The 15,236-nt window shown below is 28.4% G+C and carries 16 protein-coding genes and 1 other annotated feature; of the genes, 13 read left to right on the top strand and 3 right to left on the bottom strand.

Going from position 1 to position 15,236, the window contains the following annotated elements:
- The first annotated feature begins 354 nt into the window (after nucleotides 1-354).
- The 9 genes from LJD34_RS03665 to LJD34_RS03625 all read left to right on the top strand — a co-directional run bounded on the left by LJD34_RS03665 (nucleotide 355) and on the right by LJD34_RS03625 (nucleotide 7,487).
- On the top strand, nucleotides 355-810 hold the full coding sequence (locus LJD34_RS03665) for a Panacea domain-containing protein (protein WP_227359203.1): 456 nt from the start codon (nucleotides 355-357) through the stop codon (nucleotides 808-810).
- A 71-nt stretch (nucleotides 811-881) separates the two neighbouring features.
- Nucleotides 882-1,280, top strand: coding sequence for a hypothetical protein (locus tag LJD34_RS03660; RefSeq protein ID WP_227359202.1), 399 nt, complete (start codon nucleotides 882-884; stop codon nucleotides 1,278-1,280).
- A gap of 470 nt (nucleotides 1,281-1,750) precedes the next feature.
- Nucleotides 1,751-2,704 (top strand): Rpn family recombination-promoting nuclease/putative transposase, encoded by a 954-nt coding sequence (locus LJD34_RS03655; RefSeq protein ID WP_227359201.1) that lies wholly within the window; start codon nucleotides 1,751-1,753, stop codon nucleotides 2,702-2,704.
- A gap of 378 nt (nucleotides 2,705-3,082) precedes the next feature.
- Nucleotides 3,083-3,592, top strand: coding sequence for a nitroreductase family protein (locus tag LJD34_RS03650; RefSeq protein ID WP_032091336.1), 510 nt, complete (start codon nucleotides 3,083-3,085; stop codon nucleotides 3,590-3,592).
- A 70-nt stretch (nucleotides 3,593-3,662) separates the two neighbouring features.
- Nucleotides 3,663-3,875 carry a hypothetical protein gene (locus LJD34_RS03645; RefSeq protein ID WP_227359200.1) on the top strand — a complete coding sequence of 71 codons (213 nt, stop codon included), beginning with the start codon at nucleotides 3,663-3,665 and terminating at the stop codon, nucleotides 3,873-3,875.
- A 273-nt stretch (nucleotides 3,876-4,148) separates the two neighbouring features.
- The gene (locus LJD34_RS03640; protein WP_032091335.1) at nucleotides 4,149-4,622 is read left to right on the top strand and encodes an LURP-one-related/scramblase family protein; all 474 of its coding nucleotides are present in this window, start codon (nucleotides 4,149-4,151) and stop codon (nucleotides 4,620-4,622) included.
- A gap of 119 nt (nucleotides 4,623-4,741) precedes the next feature.
- Complete coding sequence (gene htpG / locus LJD34_RS03635) at nucleotides 4,742-6,631, top strand: molecular chaperone HtpG (RefSeq protein WP_022001736.1); 1,890 nt, start codon at nucleotides 4,742-4,744, stop codon at nucleotides 6,629-6,631.
- Between the two features lie 53 nt (nucleotides 6,632-6,684).
- A complete protein-coding gene (locus LJD34_RS03630; RefSeq protein ID WP_147580024.1) occupies nucleotides 6,685-7,221 on the top strand; it encodes a nitroreductase family protein in 537 nt (178 codons plus the stop codon).
- Nucleotides 7,221-7,487, top strand: a complete 267-nt coding sequence (locus LJD34_RS03625; protein WP_227359199.1) for a hypothetical protein — start codon at nucleotides 7,221-7,223, stop codon at nucleotides 7,485-7,487. The genes LJD34_RS03630 and LJD34_RS03625 overlap by 1 nt, the downstream gene beginning before the upstream one ends.
- A gap of 28 nt (nucleotides 7,488-7,515) precedes the next feature.
- Here LJD34_RS03625 and LJD34_RS03620 read toward each other — a convergent pair whose 3' ends face one another.
- From LJD34_RS03620 to LJD34_RS03610, 3 genes are all read right to left on the bottom strand, one after another.
- Nucleotides 7,516-8,520 carry a hypothetical protein gene (locus tag LJD34_RS03620; protein WP_227359198.1) on the bottom strand — a complete coding sequence of 335 codons (1,005 nt, stop codon included), beginning with the start codon at nucleotides 8,518-8,520 and terminating at the stop codon, nucleotides 7,516-7,518.
- 54 nt (nucleotides 8,521-8,574) lie between these two features.
- Entirely contained in the window at nucleotides 8,575-10,248 is a 1,674-nt protein-coding gene (locus LJD34_RS03615; RefSeq protein WP_227359197.1) for a Na/Pi cotransporter family protein, read from the bottom strand.
- A gap of 79 nt (nucleotides 10,249-10,327) precedes the next feature.
- Nucleotides 10,328-11,275, bottom strand: a complete 948-nt coding sequence (locus LJD34_RS03610; RefSeq protein ID WP_227359196.1) for a Na/Pi cotransporter family protein — start codon at nucleotides 11,273-11,275, stop codon at nucleotides 10,328-10,330.
- A 94-nt stretch (nucleotides 11,276-11,369) separates the two neighbouring features.
- Between LJD34_RS03610 and LJD34_RS03605 the strand changes: the two genes are divergently transcribed.
- The 4 genes from LJD34_RS03605 (at nucleotide 11,370) to LJD34_RS03590 (ending at nucleotide 15,230) form a co-directional block, all read left to right on the top strand.
- Nucleotides 11,370-13,109 (top strand): ABC transporter ATP-binding protein, encoded by a 1,740-nt coding sequence (locus tag LJD34_RS03605; RefSeq protein ID WP_227359195.1) that lies wholly within the window; start codon nucleotides 11,370-11,372, stop codon nucleotides 13,107-13,109.
- A gap of 1 nt (nucleotide 13,110) precedes the next feature.
- Complete coding sequence (locus tag LJD34_RS03600) at nucleotides 13,111-13,875, top strand: HAD-IIB family hydrolase (RefSeq protein WP_175300804.1); 765 nt, start codon at nucleotides 13,111-13,113, stop codon at nucleotides 13,873-13,875.
- Nucleotides 13,876-13,908: 33 nt separating this feature from the next.
- Nucleotides 13,909-14,163, top strand: a complete 255-nt coding sequence (locus tag LJD34_RS03595) for a hypothetical protein (protein WP_032091327.1) — start codon at nucleotides 13,909-13,911, stop codon at nucleotides 14,161-14,163.
- 50 nt (nucleotides 14,164-14,213) lie between these two features.
- Nucleotides 14,214-14,418 (top strand) — a binding site (T-box leader).
- 47 nt (nucleotides 14,419-14,465) lie between these two features.
- Nucleotides 14,466-15,230 carry a transporter substrate-binding domain-containing protein gene (locus LJD34_RS03590; RefSeq protein ID WP_119364331.1) on the top strand — a complete coding sequence of 255 codons (765 nt, stop codon included), beginning with the start codon at nucleotides 14,466-14,468 and terminating at the stop codon, nucleotides 15,228-15,230.
- The last annotated feature ends 6 nt before the right edge of the window (nucleotides 15,231-15,236 follow it).

Genomic DNA, 15,236 nt, shown 5'->3' with positions numbered 1-15,236 from the left:
TGCACATTTGTTGTATTAGTTAATAAAAAAAGTGAAATGTAATATTATCTATTCTTCGAAAAAATCTACAACCTTATTTATTAACTAATAATTGCATGAAAAGACCTACTCATAAATTTGGGTAGGTTCTTTTTTTATTTTTAATGTATTTTTTATGGAAAAATAGCATATAAATAAAATAGTGAATTTTAACACAATATAGAGTGTTTTATAACAATATGAAGAGGTATAAAGGAGTATAAAAGGTTTCTAAACGAGAAAAATATTGCCAAATTGTGAATAGCCTTGATATAATAACGTTGAAAATGTGAATAACTTAATGTTTATGTGAATTGTTGTATGGAGGGAAAAATTATGAAAGGAAAGTATTCTGCTTTGACAGTAGCAAAGTGGTTTTTGTGGTACAATGACAAAATCCTAGAAGAGGAAGATGCTGATTTGATATCTAATTTAAAATTGCAAAAATTATTGTATTATGCTCAAGGATGTTATTTAGCATTAAAAAACGAACCATTATTTAATGAACAAATTGTAAATTGGGCACATGGTCCTGTTGTAGAAGAAATCTACCATAAATATAAAAATAACGGATCAAATGGAATAGAATATCAAGGAGATTATGATAGTTCTATTGACAAGGATACAACCGCAATTTTAGAAGAAGTGTATGATATTTTTGGAAAGTATTCTGCATGGGGATTAAGAAACATGACACATCAAGAAGACCCTTGGTTAAAAACACAAAGAAACGAAGTAATTCCTTTACCTTTAATAAAAGAATATTTTGAAAAAACATATATTACTGATTGATGGCTAAATTAAAACGAAAGCAAGAAAATAATAAATTATCTAAATTAGACGTGAAAATGAAATGTTTATTCATGAATGAACATGATACGATATTATTTTCTTTTAAGTATCTTACAAATCAAGATAATTATAATTTAAAAGGATTTAAAGGAAGCAGGAATTTTAGAGACGATATAGATGTTTTAAATGCGTTTCATGATTGTTTAAATAGAATGAGTATTGATGGGTGGGAATCCTTGAGAAGTAAGAATAAATTTCAAGGTGGAAGAGAATTGCTAGATTACTCACAAATCAATTTTAATGCACTAGATCCTCAAAATGAATTAAACCTTACTAGAGATACTAAAGTATGGGTTATTAGATTTGGAGGAAATAAATATCGCTTGATTGGATATAGAAGTAAGAAATGTAAGGCTATATTTCATATTTTTGGTATAGATCATGACTTTTCTGCTTACAAACACGGTTAATATTAATGAACATAAAACCTACTCAATTTTGAGTAGGTTCTTTTTTGTTTTTGTGGACGACAAATGGACGAATGAAGCTAAAAAACAGTAAAAAATCAATAGAAATTATATAGAATTGTATATAAATAAATGAGCATTTATAAGGGCTTATAGAAAATTATAGTATAGGGGATAATTGGTGCTGATTTAGACTAGTAATATGTATTTTAGCCTGTTGACAAAATAATTTGTTGACAGGCTTTTATTGTATTCATGAATAGTTATTCATTGGACAATCTGTCCAATGAATTAAAATGAAATAAAGTATATAATAATAGTAGAAAAGAAGTATTTGTGAATTAAATTTGAGATAAAATTGAGACAAATATGAAACAAATTCGAGACGAAATAGAGAAGGATATATGATACAATTTATTTGTAACAAATCTAGATAAGTTACCTCAAATCAAAAAGAAAGCAGGTAATAATAATTGATCCTAACAAATAATTTAACACCTGATAGTGCCTGTCGTACCTTCTTAAGTAATGATATCAGTTTTGTTTCTTTTTCCAATGCCATCTTGTTTGATGGCAAACAAGTCATTCATCCTGAAAGACTTGTACGTTATGAAAATGATATGTCACTTATTATTGATGATACAAAAAGTGCAGAAGATAAAAAAAGAAGAAGGGACATTATCGTAAAAACGGATATCAATGGTGTCTATTGTCTTCTTAGTATTGAACATCAAAGTACGATCGATAAGAACATGGTGATACGATGTGGCAACTATGAAATGATGGAGTATTTAAAACAGTTAAAAAACAAAAAGATTAAAGGATTAGTTCCTCAAGTTATGATCGTTTTTTATACGGGTGATAAGAAATGGAATGCCCTAGTAAAACTAAGTAATTATTTTGATATACCAGAAGAATTAAAAGCATATATAAATGAATGGAAATTTATATTTGTTGATGTCAAAGAAATAGATACCAGTAAGATCAAAGATGAACAAACAAGATATTTTATAGAAGCCATCCAAGAGATGTATAAAGGAAACTATGAGGGATTACATCGAAGAATAAAGATGAATAGAGATAACTTTATTTATGCAGCCATCATTACAGGAAGTTTAGATTTAATTAGAGACTTACCAGAAGGAGATGAAATCGATATGTGTGAAGGAATGGAAAGAATGGCAGAAGGATTTAGAAATGAAGGAAGAATGCAAGGACGTGAACAAGGCATTCTTGTTGGAAGAAGTGAAGGAAAACTCGAAGAAAAGAGAAGTACACTAAAAGAGCAATTAGAAATCAAACTAGGAACTATTTCAAATAATCTAGAATTACAACTAACCAATGCAACATTAGAAAAACTAAATATATTAACACGTAATATATTTAATATTACAAATGAAGAAGATGTTTTAAAAATCATTAATTAATAAGTTAATATCTAAGCAAGAAAAAGCAAGTCAAATAAAATGATTTGTTTAGACTGTTGAAAAAATAAATAAAAAATCAAACCCTCTTTTCTTTTGTTAAGTTGAAATATATACTATTATATATGTCGTGGATGTCTTCGTTCCAATTACGCAAAATTTGAAGCTCCACGACTTTTTATATAAAAATCAAACAAATAAAAAGTAAGAACATGACAAGAAGTCAAAGAATAGGGTATGAAAGAGGAAAAATTTCTTAAAGTTATTTAATAAACTTTTTTCTATAGAAAACATCAAGTATTTGAGAATTTTTCTTTACAACATTATGCTCAAATATTTAATATATTTATTAGAAAAGAAAAAAAGATAGGAGATAATATTATGGAATTTAAAGATGTTATTCAAAACCGATATTCATGTAAAGACTTTTCTACACAACAAATAGAAAAAGAAAAATTAACGGAAATATTAGAAGCAGGAAGAGTTGCTCCAACGGCTAAAAACTTGCAAGAACAAAAAATCTATGTTGTTCAATCAAAAGAATATTTAGATAAAATAGATGCATGTACACCTTGTCGTTATCATGCACCTACTGTTTTAGTTGTAGCTTATGATAAAAACAATGTTTTTGATTATCCAGGTAATGAAAGAAATTCAGGAATTGAAGATGCTACCATTGTAGCCACCCATTTAATGTTGGCTGCTTATAATGCAGGAATTGATAGTTGTTGGATCAATTTCTTTAATCCTCAAGAAATGAAAAAAGCTTTAGATTTACCTGAAAATGAAGAAGTTGTTATGATGTTGGATTTAGGATATGGAAATCAAAAAGAACCACTTCCTAATCATCATTTAAAAAAAGAATTGGCTGAAACAGTTAAATACTTATAATTTTTATAACAAAATAATCTTTGCTTGTTTTGTTATTTTTTTGTTACAATTAGGGTAAGAGGTGAGCTAGATGAAGCTGTTATTTAAACAACAACCATCTTTTATTTTTCGCTTTTATGTAACAAATCAAAATAATGAATGGTTATATATTATAAAAAAAATGGCAATTATGTATCAACTTTATATATATGATGCTCATGAAAATATTGTTGCTAAGATTGAACAAGATCCTAAATTAGCTATTTTTTTATTTATAAAAATGAGGAATATATTGGTGCTGTAGAAAAAGAGTTTTCTTATTTTATTCCTTATTTTTTAGTGGATTATCGAAAATGGAATGTTGATGGAGAATATGTTGAATATAATTATGAAATAAAAGATGAAAATGATTATCTTATTGGAAGAATTGAAAAAAGATCATAAAATATTTTAGATACATATGATATTTCAGTTGATTTAAAGGAAGATATTTTAGATTTCGTCATTTTAACAACCGTAATAGATATTGAAAAATCAAGAAGAAATAGACATTATTAAAATAATTGGAGGGAATCTTATGAAACTATTATTTAAACAGCGTATTTTTTCATGGCTAGACAGTTATGATATATATGATGAAAAGGGGGAAACTGTCTATACAGTGAAAGGACAACTCAGTTTTGGACATAAACTTTTTATTTATAATAAGTATGGTGAACATATTGGTACGATCAAAGAAGAAATATTAACGTTTTTACCACGTTTTGCTTTATATGAAAATGATGAATATATTGGTAAAATTACCAAAGAGTTTACTTTCTTTAAACCTAAATTTATTTTAGATTATAAAGATTGGCAAATAGAAGGAAATTTTTGGGAATGGGATTATCAGATCGTGGATTATTCAGGAAATATTATTGGTTTAATTAATAAAGAAATCTTTCATATGAGTGATACATATTCTTTAACAATAGAACATGACGAAGATGCCTTTTATGTTTTGATGATTGTTCTTGCGATAGATGCTCAAAAATGTAGTCAAAATAAATGATTGTAAGTCAATCATTTTATTTTCTTAAAAAATTAGCACTCTGCGCTTGACTATGCTAAAACAAAGTAATATACTATCTTTAGCATTTAAATAACAGGAGTGCTAAAGGAGGATATATTATGGCAGAAAAAAAACAATTTAAAGCAGAATCGAAAAGATTATTAGACTTAATGATTAATTCTATATATACACATAAGGAAATCTTTTTAAGAGAATTGATTTCTAATGCAAGTGATGCAACAGATAAACTTTATTATAAAGCATTAACAGAAAATATTTCTGAAATCAATAAAAGTGATCTTACAATTGATTTAGCTTTTGATAAAGAAAATAGAACATTGACTGTTACTGATCATGGTATTGGAATGAATAAAGAAGAACTAGAAGAACATTTAGGTACGATTGCTAATAGTGGTTCTTTCAAATTTAAAAATGAAACTGAAAGTGATGATATTGATATCATCGGACAATTTGGAGTTGGTTTCTATTCAGCATTTATGGTTGCTAAAAAAGTAGAAGTTTCTTCAAGAGCTTATGGTAGTGATCAAGGATATACATGGGTATCTGAAGCAAGTGATGGTTATGAAATCTTTGAAACAGATAACTTACCAACAGGAACAACAATTAAACTTTATTTAAAAGATAATACAGAAGAAGAAAATTATGATGATTATTTAGATCAATATCATATCGAATCTTTAGTTAAAAAATATTCTGATTATGTACATTATCCAATTAAAATGGATGTGACAACATCTAAGAAAAAAGAAGATAGTGATGAATATGAAGATGTTGTTGAAAATAAAACATTAAATTCAATGGTTCCTTTATGGAAAAGAAATAAAAAAGATATTAAAGATGAAGAATATAATGAATTCTATAAAGATAAATTCAATGATTTCTCTGATCCAATGAAAGTTATTCATACATCTGTAGAAGGAAATGTTTCTTATGATGCATTATTGTTTATTCCAAGTCAACCACCAATGAATTTCTATTCAAATGATTATGAAAAAGGATTACAACTTTATAGTCGAGGTGTCTTTATCATGGATAAAGCAAGTGATTTAATTCCAGAACACTTTAGATTTGTTAAAGGGTTAGTTGATTCACAAGATTTATCATTAAATATTTCAAGAGAAATGTTACAACATGACCGTCAATTAAAAGTCATCGCTGATCGTATTGAAAAGAAAATCCAAAGTGAACTTACAAATATGTTGAAAAAAGATCGTGAAACATATGAAAAATTCTTTAAAAACTTTGGTTTACAATTAAAATTTGGTATTTATCAAAGCTATGGAATGTTAAAAGATAAATTACAAGATTTACTTTTATTCTACTCTGGTAAAGAAGAAAAAATGATTACTTTAAAAGAATATGTTGAAAACATGAAAGAAGGACAAACAGAAATTTACTTTGCAAGTGGTGAAACAAAAGAAAAGATTTCTCATTTACCACAAGTAGAAGCTGTTAGAGATCGTGACTTTGATGTTTTATACATGATGGATAATGTTGATGAATTCATGATTCAAATGATGAGAGATTATGATTCTAAAGCTTTCAAAAACGTTGCTCAAGGTGATTTAAACTTAGATAGTGAAGAAGAAAAGAAAGAATTAGAAAAAATCAATGAAGATAATAAATCATTATTAGAATCATTAAAAGAAGCTTTAAAAGATAAAGTAGTGGATGTTAAAGTATCAAATAGATTAAAATCTCATCCAGTATGTTTAGTATCTGATCAAGGTGTATCTTTTGAAATGGAAAAAGTATTAAATGCAATGCCTGATGGTCAAGATGTTAAAGCAGGTAGAATTCTTGAAATCAATCCAAATCATGATATTTTCAAGGCAATTCAAAATGTTTATCAAAATAATGCAGATAAGATCAATGATTATGCTTCATTGTTATTCGATCAAGCATTATTGATTGAAGGATTATCTATTGAAGATCCAGTGGCTTTTTCAAATAAGATTTGTGAGCTTATGATTGAATTAAATAAGTAAGGCTATCATTCGATAGTCTTTTCTTTTATAATAAAAGCAGGAGAGTGAAAATTATGGAGTTACAAAATGTTTTACAACAAAGAAGAAGTATTCGTAAATATAAACAACAACCTGTAGAAAAAGAAAAAATTGAAGAAATGATTCAAGCAGCTATCTATTCAGAAAGTTGGAAAAATAGTCAAACCTCACGATATCATGTTATTCAATCAAAAGAAATGTTGGAACAATTTAAGAAAAAATGTTTACCTGAATTTAATCAAAAAAATATAGCTGATGCACCTGTTTTAATTGTGACAACATTTGTTAAAGATCGTGCAGGTTTTCAAAGAAACGGAAGTCCTGACAACGAATTACAAAATGGTTGGGGTGTTTATGATTGTGGACTAGCTAATCAAAACTTAATTCTTAAAGCAACTGAACTTGGTTTAGGAACACTTGTTATGGGAATCAGAGATGAAAGAGCGATTCGTGAACTTTTAGAAATACCTGTACAAGAAACGATTGTTTCTGTCATAGGTGTGGGTTATCCAAATATTGAACCAAGTATGCCAAAAAGAAAAACAATAGAAGAAGTGAGTACGTTTTATTAATGAAGAAATTACTGTATAAAATTTGCAAACCACATCATAAATATAAAATCAATTTGGTTGATGTTTTATTGCTTATTGAACCGGTGGTGATGAATACGTCTTATTTTATGGTTGGAAGAATCTTTTTGCTTATGGCGTTAGTTCTTAACTATTTAGCACACTATCTTTGTCATGATGATTATAGCGAATTTGAAAGACGTGTCCTTGTTGCAACAATGATTATTATTGCTTTACTTCTTATCTATCTTATTATTACAGGTAAATAAAAAATCCACTTTGGGGTGGATTTTTTGTTTATTTATAAAACTCAATAATATTTTGATAATCATTTTTTAAACTAAAGTTTGCAGAAACAAAATAGAAATGATTTTCTTTTTTATACAGTAAAGTATCATACGATGTATCAAGTTTAAAGAGATAAGTGTTTTTATCGATTTTAATAACAGGAACATCATCATACGTTTTTAAATAACGTTTAAAGAAAGTGTTTGTTTTGTCAGTTGATTTAAAACAATAATCTTTACTATACATGAGATCACCTTGGTTGTTTTCTTCAAAATAAGAAGTAGATTCAACAATAAAACTTTTAGTATATTTGTAGTTTGGATATTTTTTTAAATTTGTTTCTTTATCAAATGTTTGCAAGGTTAAAATATTTTGATTTAAAGGAATATCTTTTCTATCAGTAACATCTAAAATACATCCAAGTATAGCCACTACACAAGTAACTATAGTCATAGCGTAGAAGATATGTTTAATAATCTTTCCAAAGCTTTTTTGACAGGCTAAAACAATTTTATAAAGGCAACGAATAAGAATTGTCGCAAATAGAAGAAGAGGTAAGTAATGAATTAAAATACTTCCATTTGTAAGAAATTCTTGAATCTGATTTTTTTGTAAAACAAGCTGTGCGACAAAAAAAGCAAAGAAAATCCATAAAACAAAATAAGTGGTTACAGAGATTTTACGAGTACTTAAGTATTCATCAATTGCTTTTTGTCTTTCTTTAGGTAAAGCACGTTTATTATCTGTTGTAAAAATAATAAATTTTCCTATTTTACCATAATAATCAAACATTTGTTTTTCATATTCATTAATAAAATCATGTAATGCTTTTCTTTTAGGGGTTGCCGGTTTTTTGATTAGTAAATCTACATGGAAGTAGTAGTGTTTCTCATTTTTTTCAAAACGGCTGATTTTACCTAAAGAAGTAGGATTGTAACCTTGTTTAGATAACTCATTCAAGGTGTTTTCTAATTGTTTATATTCAGTTATATCATAATCTAATAATTTATACATATGTGACTCCTTTGACTGTTACATCATAACAAAAATAGTCATGGAAATCCATGACTATTGATTAAATGCAGAATCAACTTCATAATCAGGTTTGAAGTTTTCTTCTTCTAACATATAAGATTCAGCTATGTTTTGGCAATGATCACCAATACGCTCTAAGTTGGATAAGATATCAACGTATGTAGAATTGACAATAACTGATTTTTCAGTTTTATTAGTAACACGTTGAATATGTCTTTGTTTTGCTTTTTTATTATAATAATCTAAATTACTTTCATGATCATCAACATAAATAATATCATCTAAATCATGTTTATCAAAAGCCACCATTGCATGATTCAACATTTCAATATCCATATTGATCATGGCGATAATGTCATCTTTAGCTTCTGATGAAAAATCATCTTTTTCATCATAAACAGCTTCAAAGAATTGAGTTAAGTTAATACATAAATCACCGACACGTTCTAGATCTTTAATTGATTTCATATCAGCAAAATATTCTTTTGAATCATGATCGTTTAATTGTTCATGTGAAATAAGTAATAAATATTCAGCAATCTTTTTATCTAATAAGTTGATTGCATTTTCTAATTCTTCGACTGCTTCTTTAGCAGTAGAACTTTTAGAAATAAAATATTCTTTAACATTTTCACAAGCTTCAACAGTAATAGTTCCCATTTCTAAAATCTTGTTTTTAGCGATAGCTAAAGCATGAGAAGGGAACAATTGAACCACATGAGGATCTAATTCTGATAAATCCATTTGTAATTCTTTTGAATGATTTGGAATAATTTTTTTAATAATAACAACAATCTTATTAATAAATGGAAAGAACAAGATGGTTGTTACTATGTTAAAGATACCATGAGCTACTGCAAGTTGTAATTCAGGAGACATTGTACTTACTGAATTAATATATTGAATCAACATGGTAAATGGTGATAAAACAATCATAAATAGAACAGAACCAATGACGTTAAATAAAACGTGGAAGAATGCTGCTCTTTTAGCGGGAATAGATCCACCAATAGAGGCAAGAACAGCTGTAATTGTTGTTCCAATATTTGATCCAAATAAAAATGGTAAAGCAATATTTAAACCAATAGCACCGGCACCATACATTTGTTGAACAATTGCAATCGTTGCAGCTGATGATTGAATCGCACATGTAAGAATTGTTCCACCAAGTAAACCAAGCCAAGGGCTCTTCATTAAAAATTCGGTAATTTGTGTAAATTCTGGAACTTCAGAAATCATTGATAAATTGTTTCCCATTAAATCAAGTCCATAGAATAAACAACCAAATCCAAAAATAATTTGTGATAAATATTTTGTTTTTTTGTTTTTAGAAAACATTGAAACAAACGCACCAATAATAATGAAATAAACCGCATATTTAGAAATCTTTAAACCAACTAAAACAGAAGTAATAACTGTTCCAATATTGGCCCCCATAATAATTCCTACTGCTTGATTTAAATTCATCAAACCAGAACGAATCAATCCAATTGTAAGGGCTGTTGTTCCTGAACTTGATTGAATTAAACACGTAACTAAAGCCCCAATTAAAATTCCTTTTACAGGACTTGAGGTGTATTTATCAATAATGTCCTTTAATTTATCTCCGGCATAACTTTTTAAACCATCACCCATATAATCGATACCAAATAAAAATAAACCAAGCCCTGCCAGAATTAAAGGCCAGTTGATATCTGCTAATGTCATAAAATCACACTCCTATACATCTCATTTTAAAGGAATGTTAATTTTGTGTAAAGATTATGTTAAGTTTCTTTACAAAACCTTAACAATTCTTTTTGAAACAACTTTCAATCAATGTAATTATATGCTTATAAAAAGGAAAAATAAGGAGTGTAGTAACAATATTGAAGAAGCCATGAATAAAAGCGAGTTGCAGACGAGGTGAAATAGGAATATAAAAGCGAAATGTTAAAAAAAGATGATAAAAAGGAGTCAGGAAAATCATGAAAAAAGTTGTTCCAATTACATTAAATAAAAAATGAAAGAAGGCAGCTTTTTTGGCAGAAGAATTGGTTTTAAGGGCAGAAAGAAAAGCGGTAATGGTTGTACCGATATTACAACCTAAGATATAAGGAATAGAAACATAAAGGGAAATGGCTTTTAAATGATACATTTGTTGGACAATAGCAATCATCGCACTTGATGATTGAATAAGAGCAGTTGTGATGGCTCCACCAAGCATGGCTAAAATAGGATGATTTGTAAAAAGTGTTACTAATTTCATAAATTCAGGAAGTTTAGTAATAGCTTCAAGATGCATTGACATAAGTTCTAATCCATAAAATAAACAGCCAAGCCCAAAAAGAATTTGTGCAAGGCCTTTTATTTTAGGATGATTAGAAAATAATAAACAAAAAGCACCAATAATTAAAAAGAAAGAAGCATATTGAAAAAGATCAAAACCTACAATAAAAGCGGTTATGGTTGTGCCAATATTGGCTCCCATAATAATCCCAATACTTTGTGAAAAGGTCATGAGATTTGCATTAATTAAACTGATGGTTAAAGCAGTTGTGGCAGAACTTGATTGAATAATACAAGTTATAAAACAACCAATTAGAATAGCCTTAAAAGTAGAAGAAGTACATTTAGCAAGAAGATTTTTTAAACGGGTTGGTGAAAGTTCTTGTAAAGAAAGGGAAAGATAGTCGATACCAAATAAAAAAAGTGCCAGACCGATTAGAATAGAAGTCCAAGAAACGTGGTTCATGAAAAAGCCTCCTTTTTCATATTTTAAAAATAATCATTTTTAACTAGAAAAAATAATCATTCTTTGTAAAAATATATGAAGGAGGTGTTTTAATATGAAAGGAAGATGGAAGAAATTTTTATCTTATTATACAAACTATAAGGTTTTGTTTTTTAAAGATATGTTTTGTGCGATGATTTCAGCAGCCATTACGCTCGTTTATCCTATGCTAACACGCTATATTACAGGGACGATTTTAAATCAACCAAAGATTGATTATTCTAAGATTTATTTATTAGGACTTTTTATGCTTTGTTTGATTGTTGTTGAATATTTTTGTAATTATTTTATAGGTTATCTAGGACATGTCATGGGTGTCTATATGGAAAAAGATTTACGTAATGAGTTATTTAGTCATTATCAAAAATTATCTTTTCGCTTTTATGATGAACAAAACACAGGACAATTGATGTCACGTCTAACGAATGATTTATTTTCTTTAACTGAACTTTATCATCATGGACCAGAAGACATTGTCATTTCAATTATTAAGTTTATAGGGGCCTTTATTTTACTTTCCTATATTAATGTCAAACTGACTTTAATTTTATTTGCAATCTTACCATTTATGTTTTTATTTGCTTGGTATTATAATAAAAAGATGAAAAAAGCTTTTAAAAGAAATAAAGAGAGAATTGGTGATATCAATGAACGTATTGAAGACAATTTATCAGGAATTCGTGTTGTTAAAAGTTTTGCGAATGAAGATCAAGAGTTAGAACGTTTTGATAAACAAAATGGACATTATGTAAGTGCTAAGAAAAATAGTTATTATTATATGGGAAGATACAATGCAGGACTTACTTCTTTTACAAGTTTAATTACAGTATCGGTTATCTTTTTTGGAACCTTATTTATTTCTTATGGAAGTATTAATGTTGCAGATTTAATTGCCTTTTTACTTTATGTCACGAACTTAATAGATCCTGTAAAAAAACTTTTAAACTTTACTGAACAATTTCAAGAAGGTGTTACTGGTTTTGAACGTTTTATGGAAATATTAGAAATTGAACCAGATATTCAAGATACAAAAAATGCAGTTGTATTACAACATGTTGAAGGGAATGTCATGTTTGATCATGTTTCATTTCGCTATAATGAACAAACACCTTATGTGTTAAATAATATTAACTTGGATGTAAAACCAGGAGAGTATATTGCTTTTGTTGGTTCATCAGGAGTTGGTAAAACAACGATTTGTTCTTTGATTCCTCGTTTTTACGAAGCAACGAAAGGAAATGTCTTGATTGATGGAATTAATGTCAAAGAGATAAAACAACAATCTTTAAGAGAAAATATTGGCATTGTTCAACAAGATGTTTATTTATTTACTGGAACGATTATGGATAATATTCGTTATGGAAATTTAGAAGCGAGTGATGAAGAAGTCATTGAAGCCGCTAAAAAAGCTAATGCTCATGATTTTATTATGGAATTAGAAGAAGGTTACGATACGGATTGTGGACAACGTGGGGTCAAACTTTCAGGTGGACAAAAACAACGTATCTCGATTGCACGTGTTTTCTTAAAGAATCCACCAATTCTTATTTTTGATGAAGCAACAAGTGCATTAGATAATGAAAGTGAAAGTATTGTACAAGAATCTTTAGAAAAATTATCTCAAGATCGTACAACTTTTGTTATTGCGCATCGTTTATCAACGATTAAAAATACTAAGCATATTTGTGTTTTAACGGAAAATGGCATCGAAGAACAAGGAAACCATGAAGAGTTGACGAAATTAAATGGAAATTATGCAAGATTGTATAATATGCAATTTAAAGGAGAAAAGTAACATGGAAAGAAAATATATTTTTTTTGATATTGATGGAACACTTTTAGATGATAATCCGGGAGGAAAGATTTTAGAAAGCACATATCGTACGTTAGATAAGTTAAAAGAAAATGGGCATTTTGTTGCTATTGCGACAGGAAGAGCACAATATATGGCGATGGATGCTGCTAAAGAAGCCCATATTGATTGTTTAGTAACAGATGGGGGAAATGGTATTACTTTACATAATGAACTTCAATATATTAAACCGATAGATTTTGTTCAAGCCAATCGTGTCATTGATCAATGTATTGAACATCATTTACCATTTGCAGTTGCTTTAGGAAATGAAGCTGTTTTGTATACGAATCAAAGTGATCAAAAAGATCAAAAACTTCCGGTAAAATTAGTTGTTGATGAAAGTATAGACTTTCATCAAGTAAAGGAAATTTATAAAGTATTTATTGAATGTGGTGAACAAGAAGAAAAATTATTAGATTTAGGAACTTTGGAATATATGCGTTATTTTAAAGGACAAATCATCATCGAACCAGCAGATAAATATAAAGGTATTTTAGAAATGGTTCATTTATTAAAGGGAAATGAAAAGGATATTGTGGTCTTTGGGGATGGCTTAAATGATATTTCTATGATTGACCAAGCTCCTTTAGGTATTGCTATGGGTAACGCAATCGATGAAGTCAAAGCAGTTGCAAATTTTATAACCAAAAGAAATGATGATGACGGTATTGAATATGCTTGTCGTCATTTTGGCTGGATTGATTAAACAAAATAGGCTATACTAAAGATGGGTGAGATTATGGAACTAATTAAAGATTTTTTAATCATTATTGGTATTTTTGTATGTATGTCTTTAGGTATTTTCTTTTTACTTCATAGTGGTGATGCCAAAAAGAAAACCAAACAAACAATTCAAGATACAAGAGACAGTATTCAAGAAGCAAATCAACAACTCGATGATGTTTTAGAACAATTACAAGAAATGAATGCTCCCTTAGAAAAAGCGATGAAGGCAGTACGTTCTTTCAATGATAAAGTTTTATCAAAAAAATAATCGAGGAATGTTGACAAAGCTTAAATATTATCTATAATACAGATATATAAATAAACTCAATGAAAAAGAGAGTAGTTTTATTGGATATGTTAGAGAGTCTATGTTGGTGGAAATTAGATATTGAAAATAAAATGAAGCGCACTTTGGAGAGGGTTATCTGAATACATAGGATAACAAGCTAACCAGCTTTAACGGTGAGGTGGATATGTTTATCATATCAACAAGAGTGGTACCGCGGAATCTTTCGTCTCTTAGCAATCGCTAGGAGACGTTTTTTATTGGGTAGAAAAGGGGAAAAGAATATGAAAAAAGTATTAAAATTAATGTTAGCACTTGTGATGACTTGTGCTATTGCTGGATGTTCATCAAGCAGTAAAAATGATGCCGATGTGACAATTACAATTGGGACATCACCTGATTATGCACCATATGAATCATTAAACAAAAAAGGTGAAATCGTTGGTTTTGACGTAGATATGGCCAAATTATTTGAAGGTTATTTATCTGATATGGAAGGTAAAACTTATTCTTTAGAATTCAAACAAATGGATTTTGATAACATTGTTACTCAAATTCAAGGTGATCAAATTGATTTAGGTATTTCTGGTTTTACTTATAGTGAAGATAGAGTTGTTGAATGGTCTGATCCATATTTAGGAACTCAACAAGTTGCTGTTGTACCAAATGGTTCTTCAATTACTTCAAATGATCAATTAGTTGGTAAAAAATTAGCTGCTCAAACTGGAGCTACTGGTGAACAAGCTGCCAAAGAAGTTGAAAATGCTGATGTTGTTTCAATGAAAAACGTACAAGATATTTTCAATGGTTTAGCAAGCAATCAATATGATGCAGCAATCGTTGACTTAGGTGTTGCTAAACAATATGTATCTAGTGGAAACTTTACACAATTAAATGGTTCATTAATGGATGAAAAGAACTATGTTATCGCTAAAAAAGGTAATACAAAAATGATCAAATTAATGAATAAATGTATTAAAAAATTCGTAGCTTCAAAAGATTACGATAAATTATGTAAAAAATATGATTTATCACCATTAGAAAAATAAAAAATT

This window comes from Faecalibacillus sp. MSK20_93 (assembly GCF_020589945.1).
Classification (GTDB): Bacteria; Bacillota_I; Bacilli_A; order Erysipelotrichales; family Coprobacillaceae; genus Faecalibacillus; species Faecalibacillus intestinalis.
Note: the sequence above shows the minus strand (reverse complement) of the source record. Positions and strands in the feature narration are given on the sequence as shown.